The organism is Streptomyces sp. NPDC101166, from assembly GCF_044768125.1.
GTDB lineage: Bacteria > Actinomycetota > Actinomycetes > Streptomycetales > Streptomycetaceae > Streptomyces.
In genome coordinates this window covers 25740-48540 of the sequence record NZ_JBIWPF010000010.1, presented here as the reverse complement: position 1 = coordinate 48540, position 22801 = coordinate 25740, and the positions used below count along the sequence as shown (strand labels likewise).

At 72.8% G+C, this 22801-nt stretch carries 19 protein-coding genes and 1 riboswitch; of the genes, 10 read left to right on the top strand and 9 right to left on the bottom strand.

Features of this window, described 5'->3' with window-relative positions:
• Positions 1-73 precede the first annotated feature (73 nt).
• A complete protein-coding gene (locus ACIRS4_RS18930) occupies positions 74-1183 on the bottom strand; it encodes an AAA family ATPase (RefSeq protein ID WP_404196914.1) in 1110 nt (369 codons plus the stop codon).
• Positions 1184-1327: 144 nt separating this feature from the next.
• Between ACIRS4_RS18930 and ACIRS4_RS18925 the strand changes: the two genes are divergently transcribed.
• Both ACIRS4_RS18925 and ACIRS4_RS18920 read left to right on the top strand, forming a co-directional pair.
• The gene (locus tag ACIRS4_RS18925) at positions 1328-2692 is read left to right on the top strand and encodes an SWIM zinc finger family protein (protein WP_404196910.1); all 1365 of its coding nucleotides are present in this window, start codon (positions 1328-1330) and stop codon (positions 2690-2692) included.
• A 191-nt stretch (positions 2693-2883) separates the two neighbouring features.
• Complete coding sequence (locus ACIRS4_RS18920; protein WP_404196907.1) at positions 2884-4515, top strand: DUF5691 domain-containing protein; 1632 nt, start codon at positions 2884-2886, stop codon at positions 4513-4515.
• Positions 4516-4651: 136 nt separating this feature from the next.
• On the opposite strand, the gene ACIRS4_RS18915 is transcribed toward ACIRS4_RS18920, so the two are convergent.
• On the bottom strand, positions 4652-5068 hold the full coding sequence (locus tag ACIRS4_RS18915) for a cobalamin B12-binding domain-containing protein (protein ID WP_130441207.1): 417 nt from the start codon (positions 5066-5068) through the stop codon (positions 4652-4654).
• A gap of 308 nt (positions 5069-5376) precedes the next feature.
• Here ACIRS4_RS18915 and ACIRS4_RS18910 point away from each other — a divergent pair, with 308 nt between their 5' ends.
• Together ACIRS4_RS18910 and ACIRS4_RS18905 are read left to right on the top strand one after the other, a co-directional pair.
• Complete coding sequence (locus tag ACIRS4_RS18910; RefSeq protein WP_404196904.1) at positions 5377-6258, top strand: esterase/lipase family protein; 882 nt, start codon at positions 5377-5379, stop codon at positions 6256-6258.
• A 93-nt stretch (positions 6259-6351) separates the two neighbouring features.
• Positions 6352-8010: a M23 family metallopeptidase gene (locus ACIRS4_RS18905; protein WP_404196901.1), complete on the top strand. Its 1659-nt coding sequence runs from the start codon at positions 6352-6354 to the stop codon at positions 8008-8010.
• 81 nt (positions 8011-8091) lie between these two features.
• Here ACIRS4_RS18905 and pcrA read toward each other — a convergent pair whose 3' ends face one another.
• Entirely contained in the window at positions 8092-10581 is a 2490-nt protein-coding gene (gene pcrA, locus ACIRS4_RS18900) for a DNA helicase PcrA (protein ID WP_404196898.1), read from the bottom strand.
• A 268-nt stretch (positions 10582-10849) separates the two neighbouring features.
• Positions 10850-11023: riboswitch (cyclic di-AMP (ydaO/yuaA leader) on the top strand.
• An 8-nt stretch (positions 11024-11031) separates the two neighbouring features.
• Here pcrA and ACIRS4_RS18895 point away from each other — a divergent pair.
• Positions 11032-12222 carry an NlpC/P60 family protein gene (locus ACIRS4_RS18895; protein WP_404196895.1) on the top strand — a complete coding sequence of 397 codons (1191 nt, stop codon included), beginning with the start codon at positions 11032-11034 and terminating at the stop codon, positions 12220-12222.
• Positions 12223-12283: 61 nt separating this feature from the next.
• Here the strand turns inward: ACIRS4_RS18895 and ACIRS4_RS18890 are convergent, their stop codons facing one another.
• Positions 12284-12637 carry a hypothetical protein gene (locus tag ACIRS4_RS18890; RefSeq protein WP_351095349.1) on the bottom strand — a complete coding sequence of 118 codons (354 nt, stop codon included), beginning with the start codon at positions 12635-12637 and terminating at the stop codon, positions 12284-12286.
• A 503-nt stretch (positions 12638-13140) separates the two neighbouring features.
• Here ACIRS4_RS18890 and ACIRS4_RS18885 point away from each other — a divergent pair.
• Both ACIRS4_RS18885 and ACIRS4_RS18880 read left to right on the top strand, forming a co-directional pair.
• On the top strand, positions 13141-14220 hold the full coding sequence (locus tag ACIRS4_RS18885; protein WP_404196893.1) for an NlpC/P60 family protein: 1080 nt from the start codon (positions 13141-13143) through the stop codon (positions 14218-14220).
• A 219-nt stretch (positions 14221-14439) separates the two neighbouring features.
• The gene (locus ACIRS4_RS18880; protein WP_404196890.1) at positions 14440-15174 is read left to right on the top strand and encodes a hypothetical protein; all 735 of its coding nucleotides are present in this window, start codon (positions 14440-14442) and stop codon (positions 15172-15174) included.
• Here ACIRS4_RS18880 and ACIRS4_RS18875 read toward each other — a convergent pair.
• On the bottom strand, positions 15065-15832 hold the full coding sequence (locus ACIRS4_RS18875) for a LuxR C-terminal-related transcriptional regulator (protein ID WP_404196887.1): 768 nt from the start codon (positions 15830-15832) through the stop codon (positions 15065-15067). The two genes, ACIRS4_RS18880 and ACIRS4_RS18875, sit on opposite strands and share 110 nt — an antisense overlap.
• Positions 15829-17121 (bottom strand): PspC domain-containing protein, encoded by a 1293-nt coding sequence (locus ACIRS4_RS18870; protein ID WP_404196884.1) that lies wholly within the window; start codon positions 17119-17121, stop codon positions 15829-15831. Before ACIRS4_RS18870 ends, ACIRS4_RS18875 begins: the two co-directional genes overlap by 4 nt.
• A 179-nt stretch (positions 17122-17300) precedes the next feature.
• Here ACIRS4_RS18870 and ACIRS4_RS18865 point away from each other — a divergent pair, with 179 nt between their 5' ends.
• Both ACIRS4_RS18865 and ACIRS4_RS18860 read left to right on the top strand, forming a co-directional pair.
• On the top strand, positions 17301-18854 hold the full coding sequence (locus ACIRS4_RS18865; protein WP_404196881.1) for a PspC domain-containing protein: 1554 nt from the start codon (positions 17301-17303) through the stop codon (positions 18852-18854).
• A complete protein-coding gene (locus tag ACIRS4_RS18860; protein WP_404196879.1) occupies positions 18841-19080 on the top strand; it encodes a hypothetical protein in 240 nt (79 codons plus the stop codon). The genes ACIRS4_RS18865 and ACIRS4_RS18860 overlap by 14 nt, the downstream gene beginning before the upstream one ends.
• A 37-nt stretch (positions 19081-19117) precedes the next feature.
• On the opposite strand, the gene ACIRS4_RS18855 is transcribed toward ACIRS4_RS18860, so the two are convergent.
• From ACIRS4_RS18855 to ACIRS4_RS18845, 3 genes are all read right to left on the bottom strand, one after another.
• On the bottom strand, positions 19118-19645 hold the full coding sequence (locus ACIRS4_RS18855) for a DoxX family protein (protein WP_358798764.1): 528 nt from the start codon (positions 19643-19645) through the stop codon (positions 19118-19120).
• A gap of 151 nt (positions 19646-19796) precedes the next feature.
• Positions 19797-21074: a hypothetical protein gene (locus tag ACIRS4_RS18850; RefSeq protein ID WP_404196876.1), complete on the bottom strand. Its 1278-nt coding sequence runs from the start codon at positions 21072-21074 to the stop codon at positions 19797-19799.
• Between the two features lie 219 nt (positions 21075-21293).
• The gene (locus ACIRS4_RS18845; protein ID WP_404196874.1) at positions 21294-22088 is read right to left on the bottom strand and encodes a class II aldolase/adducin family protein; all 795 of its coding nucleotides are present in this window, start codon (positions 22086-22088) and stop codon (positions 21294-21296) included.
• A 193-nt stretch (positions 22089-22281) separates the two neighbouring features.
• Here ACIRS4_RS18845 and ACIRS4_RS18840 point away from each other — a divergent pair, with 193 nt between their 5' ends.
• On the top strand, positions 22282-22788 hold the full coding sequence (locus tag ACIRS4_RS18840; RefSeq protein WP_404196872.1) for a pyridoxamine 5'-phosphate oxidase family protein: 507 nt from the start codon (positions 22282-22284) through the stop codon (positions 22786-22788).
• Positions 22789-22801 lie beyond the last annotated feature (13 nt).

The window sequence follows — 22801 nt, the reverse complement described above, 5'->3', positions numbered from 1 at the left end:
TCGCAGGCGCGCCGCTGTCGGTCGCACTCGGGCATGTGCAGGCCTCGGACGCCGTGGGCGCCGTAGGTCGCGCTCATGCGCTCACCTCCCGGCAGGCGCGGTAGAAGTCGGTCCAGCCCTCCCGCTCGCGGACCACCGCCTCCAGGTACTCCCGCCACACCACCCGGTCGGCGGCCGGGTCGCGGACGACGGCCCCGAGGATGCCCGCGGCGACGTCGGCCGGGCGCAGGACGCCGTCGCCGAAGTGGGCGGCCAGGGCGAGCCCGCCGGTGACGACGGAGATGGCCTCCGCCGTCGACAGCGTGCCGCTCGGCGACTTGACCTTCGTCCGGCCGTCGGCGGTGATCCCGTCGCGCAGTTCGCGGAAGACCGTGACGACCCGGCGGATCTCGTCGATGCCGTCGGTCCCGGCCGGCAGGTCGAGGGAGCGGCCGATCTGGTCGACGCGCCGCGTGACGATGTCGACCTCGGCCTCCACGCTCGCGGGCAGCGGCAGCACCACCGTGTTGAAACGGCGGCGCAGGGCGCTGGAGAGCTCGTTGACCCCGCGGTCGCGGTCGTTGGCGGTGGCGATCAGGTTGAAGCCGGGGACCGCCTGCACCTCCTGCCCCAGCTCCGGTATCGGCAGCGTCTTCTCCGACAGGATCGTGATCAGCGTGTCCTGCACGTCGGCCGGGACGCGGGTCAGCTCCTCCACGCGCGCCGTCCTTCCCTCGGCCATCGCCCGCATGACGGGGCTGGGGACGAGGGCGTCCCGGCTCGGGCCGTGCGCGAGGAGCTGCGCGTAGTTCCAGCCGTAGCGGATGGCCTCCTCGGGCGTGCCCGCCGTGCCCTGCACGAGCAGCGTCGAGTCGCCGCTGACCGCGGCCGCCAGGTGCTCGGACACCCAGGTCTTCGCCGTGCCGGGCACGCCCAGCAGGAGGAGGGCGCGGTCGGTGGCCAGCGTGGAGACGGCGACCTCGACGATGCGGCGCGGCCCCACGTACTTCGGTGTGATCACGGTCCCGTCGGGCAGGGCGCCGCCGAGGAGGTAGGTGGCGACCGCCCACGGCGACAGCTTCCAGCGGGCCGGGCGGGGGCGGTCGTCCTGCGCGGCGAGCGCGGCGAGCTCCTCGGCGAAGGCGGCCTCGGCGTGCGGCCGCAACACGTCGGCCGGACGCCGCTCACTCAGTCCCACGGACATATCTGGTCCCCCTCCGGTTCGGCCGGTTCGGATCTGGTGTCCACCGTGCACCACGCCACTGACAACGCGATGTGACCTGCCCAAACGTGCTAGCGGAGGTCGCGGCCGGGCCGATTGTCAGTGGCGGGATCTACCGTCGGGGGCATGACTCAGCAGGGGGTGCGCTGGACAGCGGAACAGGTGCTGTCACTGGCGCCTGACGCCACGTCACGCGCAGCGGGAAGGGAACTCGGCACGGCAGGTCCGTGGTCGGAGACGGGGTGTGCGGAGGAGGGGGCGGTGTGGGGGGTGTGCAAGGGGAGCGGCAGCACGCCGCACCGGACGGTCGTGGATGTGAGGGAGGCGTCGAGTCCGGCGTACTCATGCAGTTGTCCGAGCCGGAAGCTCCCCTGCAAGCACGCGCTGGGGCTGCTCCTGCTCTGGTCGGGCGGGGAGGTGGCGGCTTCGCCGGGGCGGGCGCCGGACTGGGCCGAGCGATGGACGTCGGCACGGCGCGACCGCACGCCGGAGAAACGGACGGCGGGTCCGCGGGGTTCCGGGACCGGGCCCGCCGATCCGGAGGGGGCGCGGCGGCGGGCGGAACGGCGCGCCGAGCGGATCACGGCGGGGGTGACGGAGCTGGAGCAGCGGCTCGCCGACCTCCTGCGCTCCGGCCTGGCCACGGCCGAGCGGTCGGGATACGAGCTGTGGGAGGAGACGGCGGCGCGCATGATCGACGCCCAGGCGCCCGGGCTGGCCTCACGGGTCCGTGAGTTGGGGGCGATCCCCTCCTCGGGGCCCGGCTGGCCGGCGCGGCTGCTGGAGGAGTGCGCGCTGCTGCACCTCCTCGACCAGGGCTGGCTGCGGCGCGCGCGACTGCCGGACGCGCTGGCCGCCACCGTCCGCACCCGCGTCGGCCTGCCCTCCACCGCGGCCGGCGCCCCGCTGCGCGACGACTGGCTGGTCCTCGCCCAGTACGACACCGGTGACGCCAAGCTGACCACCCGCCGCGTCTGGCTGCACGGCGCCGCCTCGTCCCGCACGGCGCTCCTGCTCTCCTACGGCGCCGCCGGCCGCGCCCCCGAGGTGTCGTTGCCGGTCGGCATGACCCTGGACGCGGAACTGACCTTCCACCGCGGCCATCCCGGCGCCGGACGGCTCCGGGCCTCCCTCGGCGAGCGGTTCGCCCCGCCCGCCCCGGCCGATGCCCGCCCTCCCGGCATGACGACGCTTGAAGCGACCGCCCGCTACGGCGACGCCCTCCGCGACGACCCCTGGTTGGACTCCGTCCCGGTCACCCTGGACGACGTCATACCGACCCCGACCGGCGACTCCTGGCAGTTGGCGGACGCCGGGGGCGACACGGCCCTCCCCCTCACCCCGGCCGCCGTCACCCGCCCCGCCCTGTGGCGCCTGATCGCCCTCTCGTCCGGCGCCCCCCTCACAATCTTCGGCACCTGCGGCCACCAGGGCTTCACCCCCCTCACGGCCTGGCCGCCACCCCCTCATCCACCGACCCCCCTGTGCTGACCGCCCAAGGTTGAGAGCCGCGGTCAGTCCGAGCGAAGCCGAGAGCGAGGGGGCGGGCGCAGCGGCACTCGGCAACGCCGGCCCACCCCCACCCCGGCCGCACCCGGCGACGCCGCCCCCTCACCCCGGCAGCACCCACCACACCGACCACCTCCCCACCTCCGGCCCCGACGGAAAGGCCGACCCTGCCCATGCCCCACGCCCAGCGCATCCCGCCCACCTGGCAAGACCTCCTCACCGCAGCCCTCCTGGGCACAGACCGGCGGACGCCGACCGCCGGCCAAGCCCACCCGACGGCCCTGCTGGACGCCGCCGCCGCCGAGACCGTACGGCGGAGAGCCGGCCTCCGGCCGGGCCCTGCGGCGCCCCGCCTCGAGCCGGCCCCGGCCGACCCCCGCCCCCGGCTGCCCGCCCCCGCCGCCCGCAGACTCGCCCTCCTCCTGGCCGACCGCCCCGGCGCGGGCGGAGGCGGCCGCAGGGGCAGCGCGCCCGATCTCATGGAGCTGCTCCCCCAATGGCTCGCGGCGGCCAACGCACACGGCTTCGCGCCACCTGCCGAGACACTGCCCGCCCTGCTCGACGCGGCGAGGGCCCGTACGGACCTGCGTCCGGCGGTCCTGGAGTTCGCGGGCTCGCGCGCCCTGTGGCTGGCCCGGCTCAACCCGGACTGGCGGTTCGCTCTGCGCGCCACGCCCGGCGCCGGCGCGTCCCTGCCGGGGCCGGAGGCACCGGACCGGGTCACAGCGCTCTGGCGGGAAGGGCTGTTCGCCGAGCGGGTCGCCCTCCTGGCAGGGCTACGCGCCCGCGACCCCGACGCGGCCCGCACCCTGCTGTCGGCCACCTGGCCGACGGAGCGCGCCGAGGACCGGCTGATGTTCCTCGACTCGCTGCGCACCGGCCTGGGCCCGCGGGACGAGCCGTTCCTGGAGCAGGCCCTCGCCGACCGCAGCCGCAACGTCCGGGCCACGGCGGCGGAGCTGCTGTCGGCGCTGCCGGGCTCGGCGCTCGCCGCTCGGATGGCGGTGCGGGCCGGCGCGTGCGTGGCCCTCGACCCCACCCGTGACACACCGACGCTCGTCGTCGAGGCGCCGCATGAGTGCGACGCGGCCATGGAACGCGACGGCGTGGCCCCCAAGGCTCCGTCGGGCCGGGGCGAGCGGTCCTGGTGGCTGGGCCAGCTGGTGGAAGCGGCCCCGCTAGCCGCCTGGCCCGCGCGCCTGGGCGATCGTACGCCCGAGGAGATCGTGGCGCTGCCGGTCGCCGACGACTGGATGAGCGAGCTGCACGCGGCGTGGTGCCGGGCGGCCGTCCGGCAGCGGGACGCCGCCTGGTCGCGGGCGCTTCTCGGGGCTCCGTCGGCGCCCGGGGCGGGCGGGCCGGGCGCGGTCTCGCTGGCCGAGCGGGCCAAGCTGCTGGGGACGCTGCCGGTGGACGAGCGGGCCGGGTGGGTGGCCGGCTTCATCGCGGCGCACGGCCTGTCGGAGGCGTTCCAGTTGCTCGGTGTGTGCGCGGTGCCCTGGGCCGCGCCCCTGGGGCGGGCGGTGGTCGACGCACTGAACATCGCGCGTGACGCGGGCAGCTACCCGTGGAGCTTCAGCGGGGTGATGGGCCTGGCCGAGCGCTGCCTGGACCCGGCGGAGGCGGTCCGCCTGGACGGCCTGCTGACCACCCCGGACGAACCGGAGGACGCGTCGCCGGGGGCCGGCGGCTACTGGACGGAGGCCTTCCAGCGGCTGGGCACGACGCTGCGGCTGCGGGCGGTGATGGCGGCGGAGCTGCGGCCAGCGGAGCCGATGACGCCGCAGGAGCCCGGACCGGAATGACGGCACCGGTCACGACGCCCCCACCCGTCCGAGGAATGCCCTGGCCCTACAGGACGAACCGCCTCGCAGGACGAACCGCCCGCACACGAACCGCCCCGCACGCCCCCGCGTACGCCTCGCCGCCCCGGGGACAGCCCTACGCCCCCGCCGGCTGCCGCACGTTCTCCCGCACCCACTCCACGATCGACGTCGTCGTCGCCCCCGGCGTGAAGATCTCCGCGACGCCCTTCTCCTTCAGCGGCGCGATGTCCGCCTCCGGGATGATCCCCCCGCCGAAGACGAGGATGTCCGCCGCGTCCCGCTCCCGGAGCAGCTCGATCACCGCGGCGAAAAGCGTGTTGTGCGCCCCCGAGAGGATCGACAGGCCGATCGCGTCGGCGTCCTCCTGGATCGCGGTGTCGACGATCTGCTCGGGCGTCTGATGGAGGCCGGTGTAGATGACCTCCATACCGGCGTCGCGCAGAGCGCGCGCGATCACCTTGGCTCCACGATCGTGGCCGTCGAGCCCCGGCTTCGCCACCACGACGCGGATCGGACCGGCTGCCACACCCATCACTGCCTCCATGAAGCCATTTCGAAGTGAACGAACGTTATCTCCAGCATCCCGCACCCGGCAGTTTCTGGGATGCGGCGAGGGGGAAATCACACGGTGGGACACGTACACGTTCGCCGCGCGGGGTTCCTTTCGCATCAGGGGGGTACTCGCGCACCGGGAGCCGCACACGAGGTCGCCGCACCGCCGAGGCGCAAGGCGCGCCGTGGCGGCGCGCGCACCGGCGGGCACGAGAGGCCCGCACCGCGACTTCCACGAGGGCACACGGGGGACAGAGGCGTCCCCAGCGTGCCGACAGGAGGTCGGCCATGCAGGTCACCCGGGCGTTGGAGCCCCTGTTTCCGCTGTGTCAGCGTCTGCTGCCGAGCAGACTGGCGGGGCTCTCCGTGACGCTTCTGAAGGCGACGGCCCTGGAGCTCGCGATCCTCGCCGGGCACCTCCTCCTGTACCCCTCCGGCATCGTCCAGGAGCGCCGCGGACAAGTCGTTCCTCCGCTGCCCACCGCTGACGACGCGAGCGATCCGGCCCGGCTGCCGACCGAAGCCGCGCCGCCCGTCGTCCTGCTGCACGGTTTCATCGACAACCGCTCGGTGTTCGTGCTGCTGCGCCGCAGCCTCGCCCAACACGGCAGGCATCGCGTGGAGTCCCTCAACTACTCCCCGCTGACCTGCGACATCCGCACGGCGGCCGAGCTGCTGGGACGGCACATCGAGGAGATCTGCGAGCGCACGGGCAGCGGCCGTGTGGACGTCGTGGGGCACAGCCTGGGCGGTCTGATCGCCCGCTACTACGTGCAGTGCCTCGGCGGCGACAGCCGGGTGCGCACGCTGGTCACGCTCGGCACTCCGCACGCCGGCACACGGGTGGCGCCGCTGGCAAACGCGCATCCCATAGTGCGCCAGATGCGCCCCGAGTCGGAGGTGATGGAGGAGCTGTCCCGCCCCGCACCCGGGTGCCGGACCAACTTCGTCAGCTTCTGGAGCGACCTGGACCATCTGATGGTCCCGCTGGAGAGCGCCCGTCTCGACCACCCCGACCTCCGCGCGCAGAACGTCCAGGTGAGCGGCATCGGCCATCTCGCGCTGCCCGTCCATCCGGCCGTGGCGACCGGGATACGGCAGGCCCTCGACCTCGACCGCGCGGCGGCCGCGGCGGCCGCCCCGCACACGGACGGGCTGACGGTCGCCTGACGACCGAACGCCCGTCCTGACGGTCGTACAACGTCGAACAGTTTTCGAACATAGGGCCAAACCCGCGCCCGCCCTCCCCCGAAACAGGGCCGAATGCCCCTTTCACTCGGGCACGAAACCTGCGGAAGATTGTCGCGCCCGCATACCGCCGGGTACAGTCGCCGCACTGCTCTGGCAGCCCCTGTTGTCGAGGCGAGAGAGAAGTTGGTGAACGACCGTCATCCGTCGGGGACCATGACCACCCCGGCTCCGGCTTCCGACGCCGACTCCGCGCACTACGCGTCCTACGGCACCCAGGAGGCTCCGTACGACGGCTTCACCTCGTACCAGGGCTTCGACGCCGTCGCCGTCGACGGAGAGGCCCAGCCCTCCGGGCACTACGCGGCCGACCCCCTCTACGGCGTCATGCCGGACGACGGCTCCGCGACCGGCGCGTACGACACCACGCACTGGGCGACGGGCAGCCACCAGAGCCTGAACTACGACCCGTACGCGGCCCAGCACCACGCCGCCTACGACACGGGCGCCTACGACACGACCGCCTGGTCCACGGACCAGCAGCTGTCCGCCATCCCGCAGCAGTCCCCGGCCCCCGACACCAGCGGCCAGTGGGACGCGAGCGCCTGGCAGCAGCCCGAGCGGTCGAGCGGCCCGGCCGACCAGACCCAGCAGTGGGAATGGGGCACGCAGGCCTTCGACACCGGCGCCTACGACGCCACCCAGTGGAACTCCGACGGCGGTGTCCCCGCCCCGGGCGCCGAGGAGTACGAGCACCAGCACGAGGTGCCGTTCGACCAGCAGGCCACCTCCACTTTCGAAGCCGTCGAGCCAGGCGCGTACGACGAGACGGGTTCGTACGACGAGAACGGCGCGTACGACGACGCTCTCGCCTACGACGACGGCGACCCGGCCGCCACCGGTGAGCTGACCGCCGTCCCCGACGCCCCCCTCCTCGACGACCAGGAGGAGACCGCTCCGGCCCCCGCCTCCCGGGTCGCCGCCCGCGCCGCCAACCGCTCCCGGCGCCGCTCGCCCGCGAAGCGTTCCGCGCTCCTCACCGTGGCCGTCCCCTCGGCCTGCGTGATGGGCGTCGCCGGGATCGCCGCCGCCTCCGTCGGCACGCTGACCGGCGGCGACGACACGGAGACCACGGCGTCCGCCGCCGAGGCGCAGCCGGTGAAGCCGTCCGCCGCCAACAACAAGCTGGACGCGCAGCTCCAGACGCTGAGCGCCGAGGCCGACGACTTCGGCGACCGCGTCAGCCGCACCCAGGAGCGCATCGACCTCAAGGCGCAGCAGGAGGCCGACCGCAAGAAGGCGATCGCGGAGGCGGCCCGCAAGGAGCGGCTGCGCCCCAAGTACGCCCTGCCGGTCGCCGCGCACGGGCTCAGCGCCCTGTACGGCCAGTCCGGCATCAACTGGATGTCCCAGCACACCGGCATCGACTTCCCGGTCTCCTACGGCACGACCGTGATGGCCGCGACCGACGGCACCGTGCGCACTCAGTACAACGTCGCCTACGGCAACATGCTGATCCTGACGGCGAAGGACGGCACGGAGACCTGGTACTGCCACCTCTCCAGCTACCGCGTCTCCTCCGGGATCAAGGTGAAGGCCGGCGAGCCGATCGCGTACTCCGGGAACTCCGGCAACTCGACCGGTCCGCACCTGCACTTCGAGGTCCGGCCCGGCGGGGGCAGCTCGGTCGACCCCCTTCCGTGGCTGCGCAGCCACGGCCTGGACCCGACGTAGGCGAGCCAGGCCCTTCCGGCACCGCCTTTCGGTGAGCCCCCGCCGTGACGGACTCCGTCGCGGCGGGGGCTCTCCGTCATGTCAGAGCTTCTCCACCGGCGCGTACCGCAGCAGCAGCCGCTTGGGCTTGACGTCGCCGAAGTCGATCGTGGCCTCGGCGTTCGCGCCCGTGCCCTTCACGGCGACGACCGTGCCGAGCCCGAACTGGTCGTGGGTGACACGGTCGCCGACGGCCAGGGAGACGACCGGCTTGTCCGCCGTGCGCCGGGTGGCGAAGCCGGACGCGCCGGCTGCCGAGGACCGGGAGCGGGACGACGACAGCGAGGCCGCCACCGAGGACACCGGGCCGCCGGAGGACCGGGGCGAGGTCGCGCCGGTGCGCTTCCAGTCGACGTGCGTGGCCGGGATCTCCTCCAGGAACCGGGAGGGCGGGTTGTACGAGGGCTGGCCCCAGGCGCTGCGCATCGCGGACCGCGTGAGGTACAGCCGCTCACGCGCGCGGGTGATGCCGACGTAGGCCAGGCGGCGCTCCTCCTCCAGTTCCTTGGTCTGGCCGAGGGCGCGCATATGGGGGAAGACGCCGTCCTCCATGCCGGTGAGGAAGACGACCGGGAACTCCAGGCCCTTGGCCGTGTGCAGGGTCATCAACGTGATGACGCCCGAGCCGTCCTCGTCCTCGTCGGGGATCTGGTCGGAGTCGGCGACGAGCGCGACCCGCTCCAGGAACTCGGCGAGCGAGGCGGGCGTCTCGGCCTCCCCCGACTCCTGCTCGAACTCCAGGGCCACCGCGGCGAGTTCCTGGAGGTTCTCGATGCGCGTCTCGTCCTGCGGGTCGGTGGAGGCCTGCAACTCGGCCAGGTAGCCGGTGCGTTCGAGGACCGCCTCCAGCACGGTGGCCGGTCCCGCGCCCGACTCGACGATGGTGCGCAGTTCGTCCATCAGCACGTTGAACCGCTTCACGGCGTTGGTCGACCGCGCGGCCATGCCGTAGGCCTCGTCGACCCGCTTCAGAGCCTGCGGGAAGCTGATCTTCTCCCGCTGGGACAGGGCGTCGACCATGGCCTCGGCGCGCTCGCCGATGCCGCGCTTGGGCACGTTGAGGATGCGGCGCAGCGGCACCGAGTCCTCCGGATTGGCGAGGACCCGCAGGTAGGCCAGGACGTCCCGGACCTCCTTGCGCTCGTAGAAGCGGACGCCGCCGACGACCTTGTAGGGCAGGCCGACGCGGATGAAGACCTCTTCGAAGACACGGGACTGCGCGTTGGTGCGGTAGAAGACGGCGACGTCCTTGGCCTTCGCGTCGCCCGCGTCCGTGAGGCGGTCTATCTCGTCGGCGACGAACTGCGCCTCGTCGTGCTCGGTGTCGGCGACATAGCCGGTGATGCGCGCGCCCTCGCCCGCGTTGGTCCACAGGTTCTTGGGGCGGCGGGACTCGTTGCGCTCGATGACCGCGTTGGCGGCGGACAGGATCGTCTGGGTGGAGCGGTAGTTCTGCTCCAGCAGGATCGTCGTCGCGTCCGGGTAGTCCTCCTCGAACTGGAGGATGTTGCGGATGGTCGCGCCGCGGAAGGCGTAGATCGACTGGTCGGCGTCGCCCACGACGCACAGCTCGGCCGGCGGCACGTCGTAGGTGCTGGGCGGCACGTCGACGGGGTGCTCGGAGGTGCCGACGAGCTCGCGGACCAGGGCGTACTGGGCGTGGTTGGTGTCCTGGTACTCGTCGACCAGGACGTGCCGGAAGCGGCGGCGGTAGTGCTCGGCAACGTCGGGGAACGCGCGGAGGAGGTTGACCGTCGTCATGATCAGGTCGTCGAAGTCGAGGGCGTTCGCCTCCCGCAGCCGCGACTGGTACATCGCGTAGGCCTGGGCGAGGGTCTTCTCGAAGCCGTCGGCGGCCTGGGCAGCGAAGTCCTCCTCGTCGATCAGCTCGTTCTTCAGGTTGCTGATCTTGGCGCTGAAGGACTTGGGCGGGTAGCGCTTCGGGTCGAGGTCCAGGTCGCGGCAGACCAGGGCCATCAGTCGCTTGGAGTCGGCGGCGTCGTAGATCGAGAACGACGAGGTGAAGCCGAGCTTCTTGCTCTCGCGGCGCAGGATGCGCACGCACGCGCTGTGGAACGTCATCACCCACATCGCGTTCGCGCGGGGGCCGACGAGCTGCTCGACGCGCTCCTTCATCTCGCCCGCGGCCTTGTTGGTGAAGGTGATCGCGAGGATCTGCCCGGGGTGGACGTCCCGCTCGGCGAGGAGGTGGGCGATGCGGTGGGTCAGCACACGCGTCTTGCCGGAGCCGGCGCCGGCGACGATGAGCAGCGGCGCGCCGGCGTGGACGACGGCGGCGCGCTGGTTGTCGTTGAGCCCGTCCAGGAGCGCGGCGGCGTCGATGACCGGGCGGGGGGCGCCGTCACGGTAGTGGGCGTCCCGGTCCGGGGGCACGTCGAACTTCCCGCCGAACAGATCGTCCGGAACCGACTCCGGAGCGTGATCGTCCTCGGGCGGAGGCGGGGGCTCCTCCTCATGGCCGCGCGGGGCCTGGAGGTCCGCCAGGAAGCTGTCGTCAAAGAGGCTGCTCATCGCTCTCCGAGTCTAGGGTGCCGCACCGACAACCCGCCGCCGTCCCGGGAACATCACCGCTCGACGGGCATGAACATGATGAATCAATCGCCCAGAGCATGGAAAAGGTCACCGAACCCGCCGTATCGATCACAGAACGCCGAAGCCCTGACTGAGAGTCACGAAAATGTATCGGGGCATATCACCCATCAACCTTCACAGGGGCCACACCAGTTGGCTACCGTGCCGGGAAGGCCGTACGCCCCACACCGGCGAACCCCGCCGGACCGCGCGGCCTCCGCCGAGTCCGGCGCGCGCCCTCGCGGCAGCCGGAGCCGGGGACCCACCGAGACCTTGGGGTGAATCGGCCGCCCGCCCCGCGAGGGCGCGGCCGTAGGGCAACCCTTCCGAAGCACCCGCCCGAACCCGACAGCTAACCCGGTAGGCGGAGCACGGAAGGAGTCGCCTCCCTTGGCGTCGCAGCACCGCAAGCCACGCTCGCCGGTTACGCGCGTAGCGGGCATACGCACCCCCGCCCTCGCCACCGCCGCCCTCGCCTCCGTGGCGCTGCTCTCGCAGACGGCCCAGGCCGCGCCCTCCGCCGACGGCAAGCCGAGTCTGGAAGAGGTCGAGAAGAAGGTCGGCGACCTCTACCGGCAGGCGGAGTCGGCGACCGAGAAGTACAACGCCGCCAAGGAGAAGACGGCCCAGCAACGCACGCGCGTGGACGGCCTCCTCGACGACGTCGCCCGGCGCACCGAGAAGCTCAACGAGGCGCGCGAGGAGCTGGGTTCCTTCGCCGCCGCGCAGTACCGCACCGGCGCCTCCACGCCCGACACCGCGACCTTCCTGCTCGCGGACACCCCGCAGGACTACTTCGACCAGACGCAGCTGATGGACCGGCTGACCAGCCGCCAGAAGGAGTCGGTCGACGCCTACGTCACCGAGCAGTCGGCGACGATGAAGAAGCGGCAGGAGGCGTCCCGGAGCCTTCAGACGCTCACCACCTCCCAGAACGACCTGAAGACCGCCAAGGCCACCGTCCAGAAGAAGCTCAGCGACGCGCGCGTGCTGCTGTCGCAGCTGACGGCGCAGGAGAAGGCGCGGCTCGCCGAGATCGAGAAGCGCAGACAGCAGGAGGCCGCCCGCAAGGCGGCGGAGCTGGCGCGGCAGCAGGCGGCCGAGCGGGCGGCGCAGGAGGAGAGCGCCGGCTCCGCGGGCTCGGACACGCCCTCGTCGTCGCCCTCGGCGCCTTCGGCGCCCTCGTCGTCAGCCTCCTCCTCGACCGCCGACGCCTCGTACGGCACCAAGGCGGGGAAGGCGCTCAGCTTCGCCCGCGCGCAGATCGGCAAGCCGTACGTCTGGGGCGCCACCGGGCCCGATTCCTACGACTGCTCCGGTCTCACCCAGGCCGCGTGGAAGGCCGCCGGAGTCTCCCTCCCTCGCACCACCTACGACCAGGTCGGCGCCGGCACGACGGTCTCCCTGGCCGACGCCCTGCCGGGCGACCTGATCTTCTTCTACGACGACGTCACCCACGTGGGCCTCTACATCGGCAACGGCATGATGATCCACGCGCCCAAGCCCGGGGCGTACGTGCGCGAGGAGTCGGTGTTCTACGACGGGGAGTCCGCGATCCACAGCGTGGTCCGGCCGGCCTGAGCCGGAGGCCTCGGCGCGGGCACGGGGTCGCCGGCCGGGCGTGGCAGCGGCCCGCGCCGCGTCAGGTCCAGAGGACCGCGATGAAGACGTTGGCCACGGTCAGCGCCCCGACCAGCCCGAACAGCGGCTTCTCCACGCTCTCCTCGTCCCGCTTCACATAGACGAGACCGAGGATCACGACCAGCAGGGCGAGCTTCACACCGATCTTGATGTTGTTGACGGCCTGGTCGTCCGCCTGATTGAGGCCGACCAGGACGACACCGGTGACCAGCATCGTCGCCGCGCCGTGCAGCATCGCGGGGACGAAACGGGCCGTGCCCCGGCCCATCGCCTTCATCTGGGTGAGGAAGCCGCCGAGGAGCGCGGCGATGCCGATGATGTGCAGGCCGACGAAGAGATGGATGAGTACGTCCATGGAGCCGGATGCTAGTCAGCGGTGCGGTCGCCGCCCGACACCGGCCCACCCCTCGCGCACCCGCGCCCACCCCTCGCGCGGGTCTCGCATATATGCGCCGCATAGCAGCCCGCCGTCGGAATCTGCCCCGAAAGCGCCGCATCGGTCAGCGCAGTGCGCGAAACCGACGGCTTCGGACCGGCCCGACGACCATGTCCGGTCACCCTTCAGTCCACTGGTGTCACTTCCGTACATCTCGTTACCGACCCGACATCGCCGGGCCTAGCGTCCTCCCCCAGGTGACCGGCTCCCCACCGCCGTCCGGACCAGGGACGGCAGTCGGCCACCACCGCCGAAAGTCCGGCGGTGCGTCCGCTTCCCTGAGCGGGCCGCCGCCGGACGCGTCAGCCGCTCCCCGCGGCTGTACGTCCGTCCGCTCCCCACGGCGGGCACGGGCCCCCGGCCCGGCCCCAGCCGACGGCCGTACCGACGAGGCGGTCGTACGAAAGGACGTGCAGTCCCACGTGGCAGCGCACCGCAAGCCGAGACAGCGCTCGCTCGGCGGCCATACGGTCCGAACGGCGGCCACCATCGCCCTCGCCGGCGCGGCGGGCGCGACGGCATTCGAAGGGGCGGGGATCGCCGCTCCCCAGCCCACCCCGGCGCAGGTGAAGGCCAAGGTCGACAAGCTGTACCAGGAGGCGGAGGCCGCCACCGAGAAGTACAACGGGGCACAGGAGAAGGCGACGGCCACCGAACGGCGGCTGAAGGGCTTACAGGACGAGGCCGCCCGCAGGGAACTGCGGCTGAACACGGCGCGCGAGGCGCTCGGCACGATCGCCGCCGCCCAGTACCGCGGCGGCGGCCTCGATCCCGCGATGCAGCTCTTCCTCTCCGACGACCCCGACGCCTACCTCGACGGCGCCGCCTTCGCCGAGCGGGCCGGCGACCGGCAGTCCGGCGCCGTCGCCCGGGTCCGCGAGCAGTTCCGCGAGGTCGAGCAGCTGCGCGGCGCCGCGCGAGTGGAGCTGACCTCGCTCAAGAAGCGCCAGGCCGAACTGCGGCGGCACAAGAAGACGATCACCGGCAAGCTGGACGCCGCGCGCGACCTGCTGGCCCGGCTCACGGCGCGGGAACGGGCCGAGTTCGACGACGAGGAGCCGGGCGGCGGCACGGGCACGCGTGTCTCACGCGGCTCCGCCGGCGCCCGCGACGCCCTCCCGGCCCTCGGCTCCGCCACCGCGAAGGCGCCCAACTCCCGTGCGGCGGAGGCCGTGTCCTACGCCTACTCCAAGCTCGGCAGCCCCTATGTGTGGGGCGCGACCGGCCCGAACGCCTTCGACTGCTCGGGGCTCGTCCTGGCCTCCTACCGCTCCGCGGGCGTCGCCCTGCCCCGCACGACGTACGCGCAGATCGACGCCGGCCACCGTGTCCCGCGTTCCGAACTGCGCCCCGGTGACCTGGTGTTCTTCTACTCCGGCGTCACCCACGTCGGCATCTACGTCGGCGACGGCAAGATGATCCACGCCCCCAACCCCTCTGCCCCGGTACGCGTGGCCCCCCTCGACGAGATGCCCTTCGCGGGGGCGACACGGGTGGTGTGAGAACACCTGGACGCCTCCCGGGCAACACGCCGGGCGGCCGGGGCCGGGTGGCCGGGCTGCGACCCGACGTCGACCGACCGTCGGGTCTGCGTGGCATGGGCATGCGACGCGGTAGGTTCAGCGCGCGAAGCGAACGGCACCACGCCTGTACGTCGGCGTCGGGCAGACCGCCGTCTCGCGCCTGCCGCTCACGCCCCTGGCCCGCTCGAAAGAGGCCCGATGTCTCCAGCCGCGCTGCCGCCTCCCCCTCCCCCGCCGCACATCCGGTCCTGGCCCGACCGGTCGGCGCTGCTGGCCGACCGGGAGCGGGCGCTGGAGGAGCTGCACGGGCACAGCCTCGGTGTGCACCGCGTCCTGCTGCTGTGGCTGCTGGCGCTCGCGGCGATCATCGGCTGGGCGCTGCTGGTCCTGCCGCTGAAGCAGTTCGAGGAGCGGGACCCGACGGGCTTCCTCCTCGGCCCGGTCTTCGCCCTTCTCGGACTCGCCGCACTGACCCCCTCCGTCGTCGCCGTAGCGCTCGCCGTGCGCCGCGACCTGCAACTGCGCCGACTCCTCGACGCCTGGCTCGCCCTGGACAGCCATCCGCTGTCCGACGCCCGTCTGCGTTCCCCCGGTCTCAGTCTGTTCTGGCTGCTGTCCTCCCTCACCGTCGGCGCGATCGGCCTGTGGGCGTCCTTCACCTCTGCCGCGGGCGCCGGGACCGGCCGGTCGGCGCACGCCGACGTCGCCCTGCGCGTGGGCGCCGGCACCATCCTGTGGCTGGCGGGCCTGATCGGCGTGGTGAAAGCCGTCCGGCACTACCGGTGGGCGCTGCGGATGCTGGCGCCGGTGCCCGCCGCCGACCTCACACCAGCCGCCGTGCCGTCGCCCACCGCGTCAGCTCGTGCCGGTTCGACAGCTGGAGCTTTCTCAGGACCGCCGACACATGGGACTCGACCGTCTTCACGGAGATGAACAGCTGCTTGGCGATCTCCTTGTACGCGTAGCCGCGGGCGATCAGGCGCAGCACCTCGCGCTCGCGCTGGGTGAGGCGGTCGAGGTCCTCGTCGACCGGCGGGGCGTCGGTGGAGGCGAAGGCGTCGAGGACGAACCCGGCGAGACGCGGCGAGAAGACGGCGTCGCCCTCCTGCACCCGGAAGACGGAGTCGATCAGATCGGCACCGGTGATCGTCTTGGTGACATAGCCTCGGGCGCCGCCGCGGATCACCCCGATGACGTCCTCCGCCGCGTCCGACACGGACAGGGCGAGGAACCGCACGGGCTGCTCGGCGTCCGCCATCAACGGGGCGCAGCGGCGCAGCACTTCGACACCGCCGCCGCCCGGCAGATGCACGTCGAGGAGGACGACCTCCGGCCGGGTCGCGGTGATCACCGTGACGGCCTGGTCGACGTCCGCGGCCTCGCCGACGACCTCGACGCCGGTCTCCTCGGTCCGGCCGATCTCGGCCTGGACGCCGGTGCGGAACATCCGGTGGTCGTCGACGAGGACCACCCGCACCCGGCGTCCTCCCCCGCCGTCGCGGTCGCCGTCACCGATGGACCGCGCCGGCTCGGCCGCCCCGGCCGCTCCCGCCGTTCCGTTCGCCTCGGTGGCCTCGCTGGGGTCGCTCATGACGTCTTCTCCGCCCTCTCCATCTCCAGTTCGACCTCCGTGCCGCCCCCCGGCACCGCGCGCAGCCGCGCGGTGCCGCCGTTGCGCTCCATACGGCCGATGATCGATTCTCTGACGCCCATGCGGTCGGCGGGTATCGAGTCGAGGTCGAATCCGGGACCGCGGTCCCGGACAGACACAAAGACCGTCCTTCCCTCTACTTCCGCGTAGACCTGCACGGCGCCGCCCTCGCCACCGTACTTGGCGGCGTTCACCATCGCCTCGCGAGCGGCCTGCATCTGCGCGGCCACCCCCTCGTCGAGCGGGCAGTCGCCCACGATCACGACCTCGATGGGCACGCCGTGCTTGTCCTCCACCTCCGCGGCACTGCGCCGGACCGCTTCGGCGACCGTGTCGGGCTCGTCCGCCTCGTCCTTGCCGGTGCCCTCGGGTTTGTAGAGCCAGGTGCGCAGGTCGCGTTCCTGGGCGCGGGCGAGGCGGCGCACCTCGCCGGCGTTCTCGGCGTTGCGCTGGATCAGGGTGAGCGTGTGCAGCACCGAGTCGTGGACGTGGGCGGCGACCTCCGCGCGCTCCTGCGCGCGGATGCGCATCAGCCGCTCCTCGGACAGGTCCTGCGTCATCCGCACCAGGTACGGCCCGGCGAGCAGGGTGATGCCGACGAGGACCGCGAGGGCCGCCTGCAGGACCGAACCGAGGTGGGCGGCGGACCCCTGCAGCACGAAGATCCCGGACACGCCGGCCGCGACCAGGAGGACGCCGGCGCCCGCGCGCAGGAGCGTGAGCGTACGGCGTCTGCGGCCGACCTCGACCCAGCGGGCCCGGCGGGCGTTGTCCGCCTGCCGCCAGACGAGGGCGACGCCCGCGCCGACGAGCACCACGGGCACCAGATACGCCTTGGCGCCGCCGCCCAGGTTCACATTGCCGACGAAGACCATGGCCACGACGACCATGAGGAGCAGGGCGACGATCTGGCCCTTGTCCGGCTTGCGGGCGACGAGCCGGCGGCGGCCGTCGGGCGCGGTCTCGGTGGCGACGAGAGAGGGGGCCTTCTGGTCGCCGACTCCGCCGACCCCGAGCGGCACGAAGAACCAGAAGGCCGCGTAGAGCAGGGCGCCGAGGCCGTCGGCCATGAACAGGCCCACGAAGACGAGCCGCACCCAGATCACGGGCAGTCCGAGATGCCCGGCGAGCCCCCGCGCCACACCACCCAGCCAGCGTCCGTCGCTGCTGCGGTAGAGCTTGCGCGGCGGCCGCGGTTCGACGAGTGGCGCTGCTGCGGCTTCCGGCATGCCAACGATGTTCACACGGCGGTCGGACAGGGGCATCAGGGTTGGCCCCCGAGACGCCCCTGATCTTCGCCACCGTCACGGGTCGAACGCCTCCCGGGCCGGCTCTCAGGGCCGAAATCAGGGTCCGACCAGGGTCATTCCGACTGCCGCGGAGGCGGCTCGCCCGCCACCATGGAGTCATGACAGATCACCAGCACGCCGCGGACGCCGTGCCCGACGGGGGCGCCGCGCCCGACGCGGCCGACCCGTCCACCGGCGCATCCGGCGCCGCAGGTGAGGAACCGCGCGCACACGGGCAGGCGACCGCACCCACGCAGCCGGGCGCCCGCGCAGGCACCGGTGAAGGCACCGGGTCCCGCGCCCCCGGCGACGCAGGAGGCCCCAGCGACGCAGGAGGCCCCGGCGACCGGGGCAAGCCCACCGACGTCCACGGCCCGCCCGGCGACCCGGACCCCGTCGGCCGCCTTCCGCACCGGTTCCGCCGCGACCGCGAGCACAAGCTACTGGCCGGCGTGTGCGCGGGACTCGGGCGGCAGTGCGACATGGACCCGGTGATCTTCCGGATCACGCTCGCCGTCCTCTCCGCGACCGGCGGCATCGGCCTCATCTTCTACGGCTTCGCCTGGCTGTTCGTCCCGTACTCGGGCGACGACCAGAACGAGGTGCGCAAGCTCCTCACCGGCCGGGTCGACGGACAGGCGCTGACGGCCCTGCTGTTCGCGCTGGTCGGCTGCGGGGTGTTCCTGTCCATGCTGAACAACGGCGGCGTGCTGAGTTTCGCCGTCATCCTCTCCTTGCTGCTCGCCGGCGCCGCGTACTGGTCTCAGCACCGGGACTCCTCCGACCCCGACCCGCTCGCCGCCCAGGCCGTGGCCGACGCCCCGCCGGAGGCCAAGGCGCCGCCGGCTCCGGCCGCCTACTCGTCCTGGTGGCGCGACCCCATCGTCAAGGACGGCACGCACGAGGGCGGCACGGGCTATCTGTGGGGCCCGCAGGACCCGCACACCCCGGACGCCACCACGGTCTTCGACGTCAGACTCGTCGGGCACAAGATCCCCCACCTGTCCATCCGCCCGCCGGCCCCGGTGCTGCGGCCGCGCGGACCCCGCGGGATCGGCGGCTGGCTGTTCCTGCTCGCCGCCCTCGCCGGCGGCCTCGTCACCCGGCTCACCTGGGACGAACATCCGCTGGGCACCAGCCTCCAGGCAGGTCTGGCCACCGGGCTCGTGGTCCTGGGCGCGGGCATCGCGGTCAGCTCGTACCTCGGGCGCACCGGCGCCGGGTCGATGTTCCTGGCGGTCCTCACGGCCGGCCTGCTGGCCGGAGCGGCCGTCCTGCCCAAGGACATCGGCACTCGGTGGACACACACGACATGGCGGCCCGCGTCGGTGACGGAGGTCCAGGCGGACTACGACCTCGGCACCGGGGACGCCGTCCTGGACCTGGCGCGGCTGGACCTGGCGAAGGGGCAGACCCTTCGTACGGGCGCCGAGCTGGGGGTCGGGCGGCTGAAGGTGATCGTGCCGCCGGAGGTGACAGTGAGGCTGAGCGTCGACGTGGGCCTGGGCGACATCCAGCTGCCGGGCGAGGACGAGAAGGACGTGGACGTGCAACCGGGACGGCACAAGCAGGTGACCCTGTCGCCGGCATCAGGCGGTCAGGGCGCCGGGACGATCGACCTCGACCTCCAGGTCGCGGTGGGACAGGCGGAGGTGGCCCGTGCTGCGTCATGAGTTCCGGCCGGGCCGGCTGGTCGCCGGCGTGGTCTTCACCCTGGTGGGCGTCCTCTACGCGGGGGACGCGGGCGGCCTGTGGGAGACCCCGTGGTTCGTGGTCGTCCCGGTCGTGGTGGGCGGACTGTTCCTCGCGGGGGTCACAGGAGGGGTGAGCCGGTCCCTGCGCAGACGGCGCGAACCGGCCCCGGCGGCGCCCGGGACCGGTTCGGGAACGGTCGGCTGAGCAGGAGGGTCTGTCCGGCGGATGCCGGCCTGAGTGGTCAGTAGCCGCCCGTCCGCTGTCGCTTCCTCGTGCGCCAGACGGCGTCCACGGAGAGGACGGGAGCGCCGGCGAGGACCAGGGGCAACCAGGCCATCAGGTAGGCGAGGTCGTTGCCGTAGTAGTAGGGGTCCGACGCCCAGCTCACCGTCAGCCACAGGCTGAGGGAGATCAGGGCTCCGCCGAGGGCCGCCAGCCGGGACAGGATGCCCAGGAGGGTGCCGATGCCGACGGCGAGTTCGCCGAAGGCCATGGCATAGCCGAAGCCGGCCGGGCTCTTCAGAGCCAGGTCGACGAGGGCCGGGATGGCCGAGGAGTCGCGGACCGCGCGCATGGTGTCACCGATGGAGCCGGCGCCGCTGCTCTGCACGAAGGCGCTGTCGGTGAGCTTGTCCAGACCGGCGTAGATGAACGTGATGCCGAGGAAGACCCGCAGCGGGAGGAGGGCGTACCGGGTAGCGGTGTCCCGCCAGTCGCTTCCCCCGTCGAGGTAGGGAGGGTGTGTGTCCGTCCGCATGCTGTGCGTCATCGCCCGTAGCCGCCTCTCGCCCGACGTGGTGGACCCCTCGAAAGACCTTACGTACGAAATGGGAGGTGCGCTCAAATTGCGGCAGTGGATTCTCGACGCGTTGCGACGCCGGCGGGCGCTCCCTCCCACGCGTCGTGGTCGTGGGGGCCGGTCAGTCCGTCACGTCGATCGTGTAGCGGTTCGTCTCCACGCCGGCGGCGGTGACCACCTGGACCTCCACGCGGCCCGGTTCGACGTCCGCCGGGACCGGGACGGTGAGCAGCGCGTCGGCCGGGTTGCTGAAGCCGCCCGTGACGGGAACCAGGGGTACATGGACGTGGACCGTGCCGACGCGCACGACCATGCGGGAGAGACGGTCGGCGGTCTGCGCGCCGGGCGGGACGAAGCCCGCGCCGCGGATCTCGATGTCGTCGCCGGTGCGGATCGGGGCGTCCAGGTCGCCGGCCTCGCGGGAGCGGACGATGGAGAGGATGACGGGGCGGCCGCCCTCCGCGTACTTGCCGGCGACATAGGTCGCGGCGGAGACCAGCACCACCACGGCGAGCCCCCAGGGCAGGTCGGGCAGTTGGTCGGGGCGGCGGGCGAGACGTACGGCGGCGAAGACCACGGCGACGGCGCTGATCACGACGTACTGGATGTCGGCGAAGGCGCCGCGGCCGGAGTCGTCGGTCAGCAGGTCGGCGGCGCGCGGCCGGTGGGCGCGGACCTTCTGCAGGCGCTGGCCGAGGACGCGCAGGCCGACCACCCGACGCACCAGCACGGCGATCCCGCACACCACGGCGAGGACGGTCACCACGCCGGCGCCGCGGGCGAGGGCGAGACCGGAGATCAGCGCGTCGCGCTCGCGCGGGCCGGAGGCGGCGGCGAGCCGTCCGGCGAGGACGAGCACCGCGTACGCGACGAGCAGGACCCAGGCGGCCGCGACCGCGCGGGAGGTGGACAGGCGGTTGTCCTCGCCGATGACGGGGGCCAGTGCTCCGCCGCGCGTCCGGTGGAACCAGGAGGCCGCGGTCAGCGCGCCGGCGACGGTCAGTGCTGCGAGCAGTCCGGCGGTGCGGGCATCGCTCCAGCCCGCGCCGACCGCGGTGAGGCACTGCGTGAGCAGCAGCGCGAGGACCGCCGCCCACACCGTGTACGTCGTGCGCAGCCAGAGGCGGGCGAGCCAGGCCAGGCCCTCGGCGCGGCCGCGTTCGGCGACGAGCTCCGCCGACTGGGCCAGTTCCTCGGAGACCCACTGGCGCGAGGCGGAGACCGAGTGGGCGACGGCGGCGGGCAGGCCCTGCCCGGCGGCGAACTCGTCGCGCCGGGACAGGAACGCGGCCACCGCGCGCCGGTGGCCCTCTCGTGCCCCGTGCGGGCAGTCCCCGCAGGTGCAGCCGCCGGCGTGCGCGCCCGTGTCCGGGCCCTGTCTCGCCTCCTGGACCGCCATGTCCGATCCCTGCCTTCCCCGCGACCTTCACGACCTGCGGCCCTCGAAGATTCCGGCCACGGCCCTGCTGAACAACTCGCCTGCGATGAGAGCGAATTGTGCCCTACGGCGCCCCGTCCGGTTTCGGCGGGTCTGGTCAGCGGGGGTGAAGGGGGATTCACGGTGTTGACCAGGCCGGGAGAGCGCCGGGCGGGGTGGGCGCCGGGCGCGGGCCGGGGGTCAGGACAGCAGGTCCGGTTCGCTGCGGCTGATGTCCTGCCACAGCGGCTGGTAGTTGATCCATGCCACCAGGTCACCGCCGAGCTGCTCCCGGGTGGCGACGGCGGCCCGGTGGTCGATCAGCACCGGGCGGCCCGCGGCGCGGGCGGTGAGCTGGACCTGGCAGGACCGTTCCATCGACACGAACCACCAGGCGGCCGCGTCCACCGAGTCGCCGACGGTGAGCAGGCCGTGGTTGCGCAGCACGAGCGCCTTGCGGCTGCCGAGCGCGGACGCGATGCGCCGGCCCTCCTCGGCGTCGACGGCGACGCCGGTGTAGGCGTCGTAGAGGGCATGGTCCTCGTAGAAGGCGCAGCTCTCCTGGGTGATCGGGTCGAGCAGTTCACCGAGGGCGGCCAGGGCGCGTCCGTGCACGGAGTGGCAGTGGGCGACGGCGACGACGTCGGGCCGTGCGGCGTGGACCTGGGCGTGCACGGTGAAGGCGGCCTGGTTGACGTGGTAGCCGCCTTCGACGACCTGGCCGTCGGCGTTGGCGAGCACCAGGTCGCTCACGGTGACGTGCTTGAACGGCATGCCGAACGGGTTCACCCAGAAGCAGTCGCTGTACTCGGGGTCGCGTGCGGTGATGTGCCCGGAGACCCCGTCCTCGAAGCCGAGCCTGCCGAAGATCCGCACCGCGCCGGCCAGCCGTTCCTTGCGGTGCCGGCGCTCGTCCTCGACCGATTCGTGCATCGGCGGCATCGCGAACCGCAACCGGTCGGTGGGCAGCGGGGCAGGCGGCGTGGGCCCGTGCATCGGTCCTCCAGACTGGGTGGCCTTACGGGGCGGAAGTTACCGTCGGTCAGAGCAAAAGGGCAGGGTCGTTATGTAAAGATGATGATTCCCGTCAGCTCTGAGGCATGTCATGCCCCTCGACTGAGAGTCGCCTACCCCTCGGCGGGGCGCATACCCGACAGGGATGGCCGGGTTTTGGCGGCAGACTCGTCGTATGACATCGAACAGTGGGACGCCTGATGGCGAGGCGGTGAGCTGGGCGGGGTTCGCCGCGGAGGCGCCTGAGTTGGCGGCGGTGGTGGAGGAGCGGTTCGGGGGCTTCGTCCATCATGTGCTGGCGACGTTGCGCAAGGACGGTTCGCCTCGCACCAGTGGACTGGAAGTCCGATTCCTCGGCGGGCACTTGTGGCTCGGCATGATGACCCGTTCGCTCAAGGCCCTCGATCTGCGCCGTGATCCGCGGTTCTCGCTCCAGGCCAACCCCGGGGACGGCACCGGCATGGGCGGCGGCGACGTCCGGATCAGCGGGCGGGCCGTCGAGGTCGGGGACGAGGAGGCGGCGAAGGCCGGATATGTGGAAGAGGTGGGACCGCCGGAGCCGTTCCACCTCTTCCGCACCGAGGTGACGGAGGTCGTGCGGACCTACGTCGAGGACGACACGTATCTGGTCGTCCAGGTCTGGAAGCCCGGAGAGCCGGTGCGGACTCTCAAGCGGACCTGACACGCGCCGACGA

What these genes read in the sequence shown, in the direction of transcription:
- ACIRS4_RS18930 (WP_404196914.1), bottom strand. Translation starts at nt 1,183, where the DNA reads ATGTCCGTGGGACTGAGTGAGCGGCGTCCGGCCGACGTGTTGCGGCCG.
- ACIRS4_RS18925 (WP_404196910.1), top strand. Translation starts at nt 1,328, where the DNA reads ATGACTCAGCAGGGGGTGCGCTGGACAGCGGAACAGGTGCTGTCACTG.
- ACIRS4_RS18920 (WP_404196907.1), top strand. Translation starts at nt 2,884, where the DNA reads ATGCCCCACGCCCAGCGCATCCCGCCCACCTGGCAAGACCTCCTCACC.
- ACIRS4_RS18915 (WP_130441207.1), bottom strand. Translation starts at nt 5,068, where the DNA reads ATGGGTGTGGCAGCCGGTCCGATCCGCGTCGTGGTGGCGAAGCCGGGG.
- ACIRS4_RS18910 (WP_404196904.1), top strand. Translation starts at nt 5,377, where the DNA reads ATGCAGGTCACCCGGGCGTTGGAGCCCCTGTTTCCGCTGTGTCAGCGT.
- ACIRS4_RS18905 (WP_404196901.1), top strand. Translation starts at nt 6,352, where the DNA reads ATGCCCCTTTCACTCGGGCACGAAACCTGCGGAAGATTGTCGCGCCCG.
- pcrA (WP_404196898.1), bottom strand. Translation starts at nt 10,581, where the DNA reads ATGAGCAGCCTCTTTGACGACAGCTTCCTGGCGGACCTCCAGGCCCCG.
- ACIRS4_RS18890 (WP_351095349.1), bottom strand. Translation starts at nt 12,637, where the DNA reads ATGGACGTACTCATCCATCTCTTCGTCGGCCTGCACATCATCGGCATC.
- ACIRS4_RS18880 (WP_404196890.1), top strand. Translation starts at nt 14,440, where the DNA reads ATGTCTCCAGCCGCGCTGCCGCCTCCCCCTCCCCCGCCGCACATCCGG.
- ACIRS4_RS18875 (WP_404196887.1), bottom strand. Translation starts at nt 15,832, where the DNA reads ATGAGCGACCCCAGCGAGGCCACCGAGGCGAACGGAACGGCGGGAGCG.
- ACIRS4_RS18870 (WP_404196884.1), bottom strand. Translation starts at nt 17,121, where the DNA reads ATGCCGGAAGCCGCAGCAGCGCCACTCGTCGAACCGCGGCCGCCGCGC.
- ACIRS4_RS18865 (WP_404196881.1), top strand. Translation starts at nt 17,301, where the DNA reads ATGACAGATCACCAGCACGCCGCGGACGCCGTGCCCGACGGGGGCGCC.
- ACIRS4_RS18855 (WP_358798764.1), bottom strand. Translation starts at nt 19,645, where the DNA reads ATGACGCACAGCATGCGGACGGACACACACCCTCCCTACCTCGACGGG.
- ACIRS4_RS18850 (WP_404196876.1), bottom strand. Translation starts at nt 21,074, where the DNA reads ATGGCGGTCCAGGAGGCGAGACAGGGCCCGGACACGGGCGCGCACGCC.
- ACIRS4_RS18845 (WP_404196874.1), bottom strand. Translation starts at nt 22,088, where the DNA reads ATGCACGGGCCCACGCCGCCTGCCCCGCTGCCCACCGACCGGTTGCGG.
- ACIRS4_RS18840 (WP_404196872.1), top strand. Translation starts at nt 22,282, where the DNA reads ATGACATCGAACAGTGGGACGCCTGATGGCGAGGCGGTGAGCTGGGCG.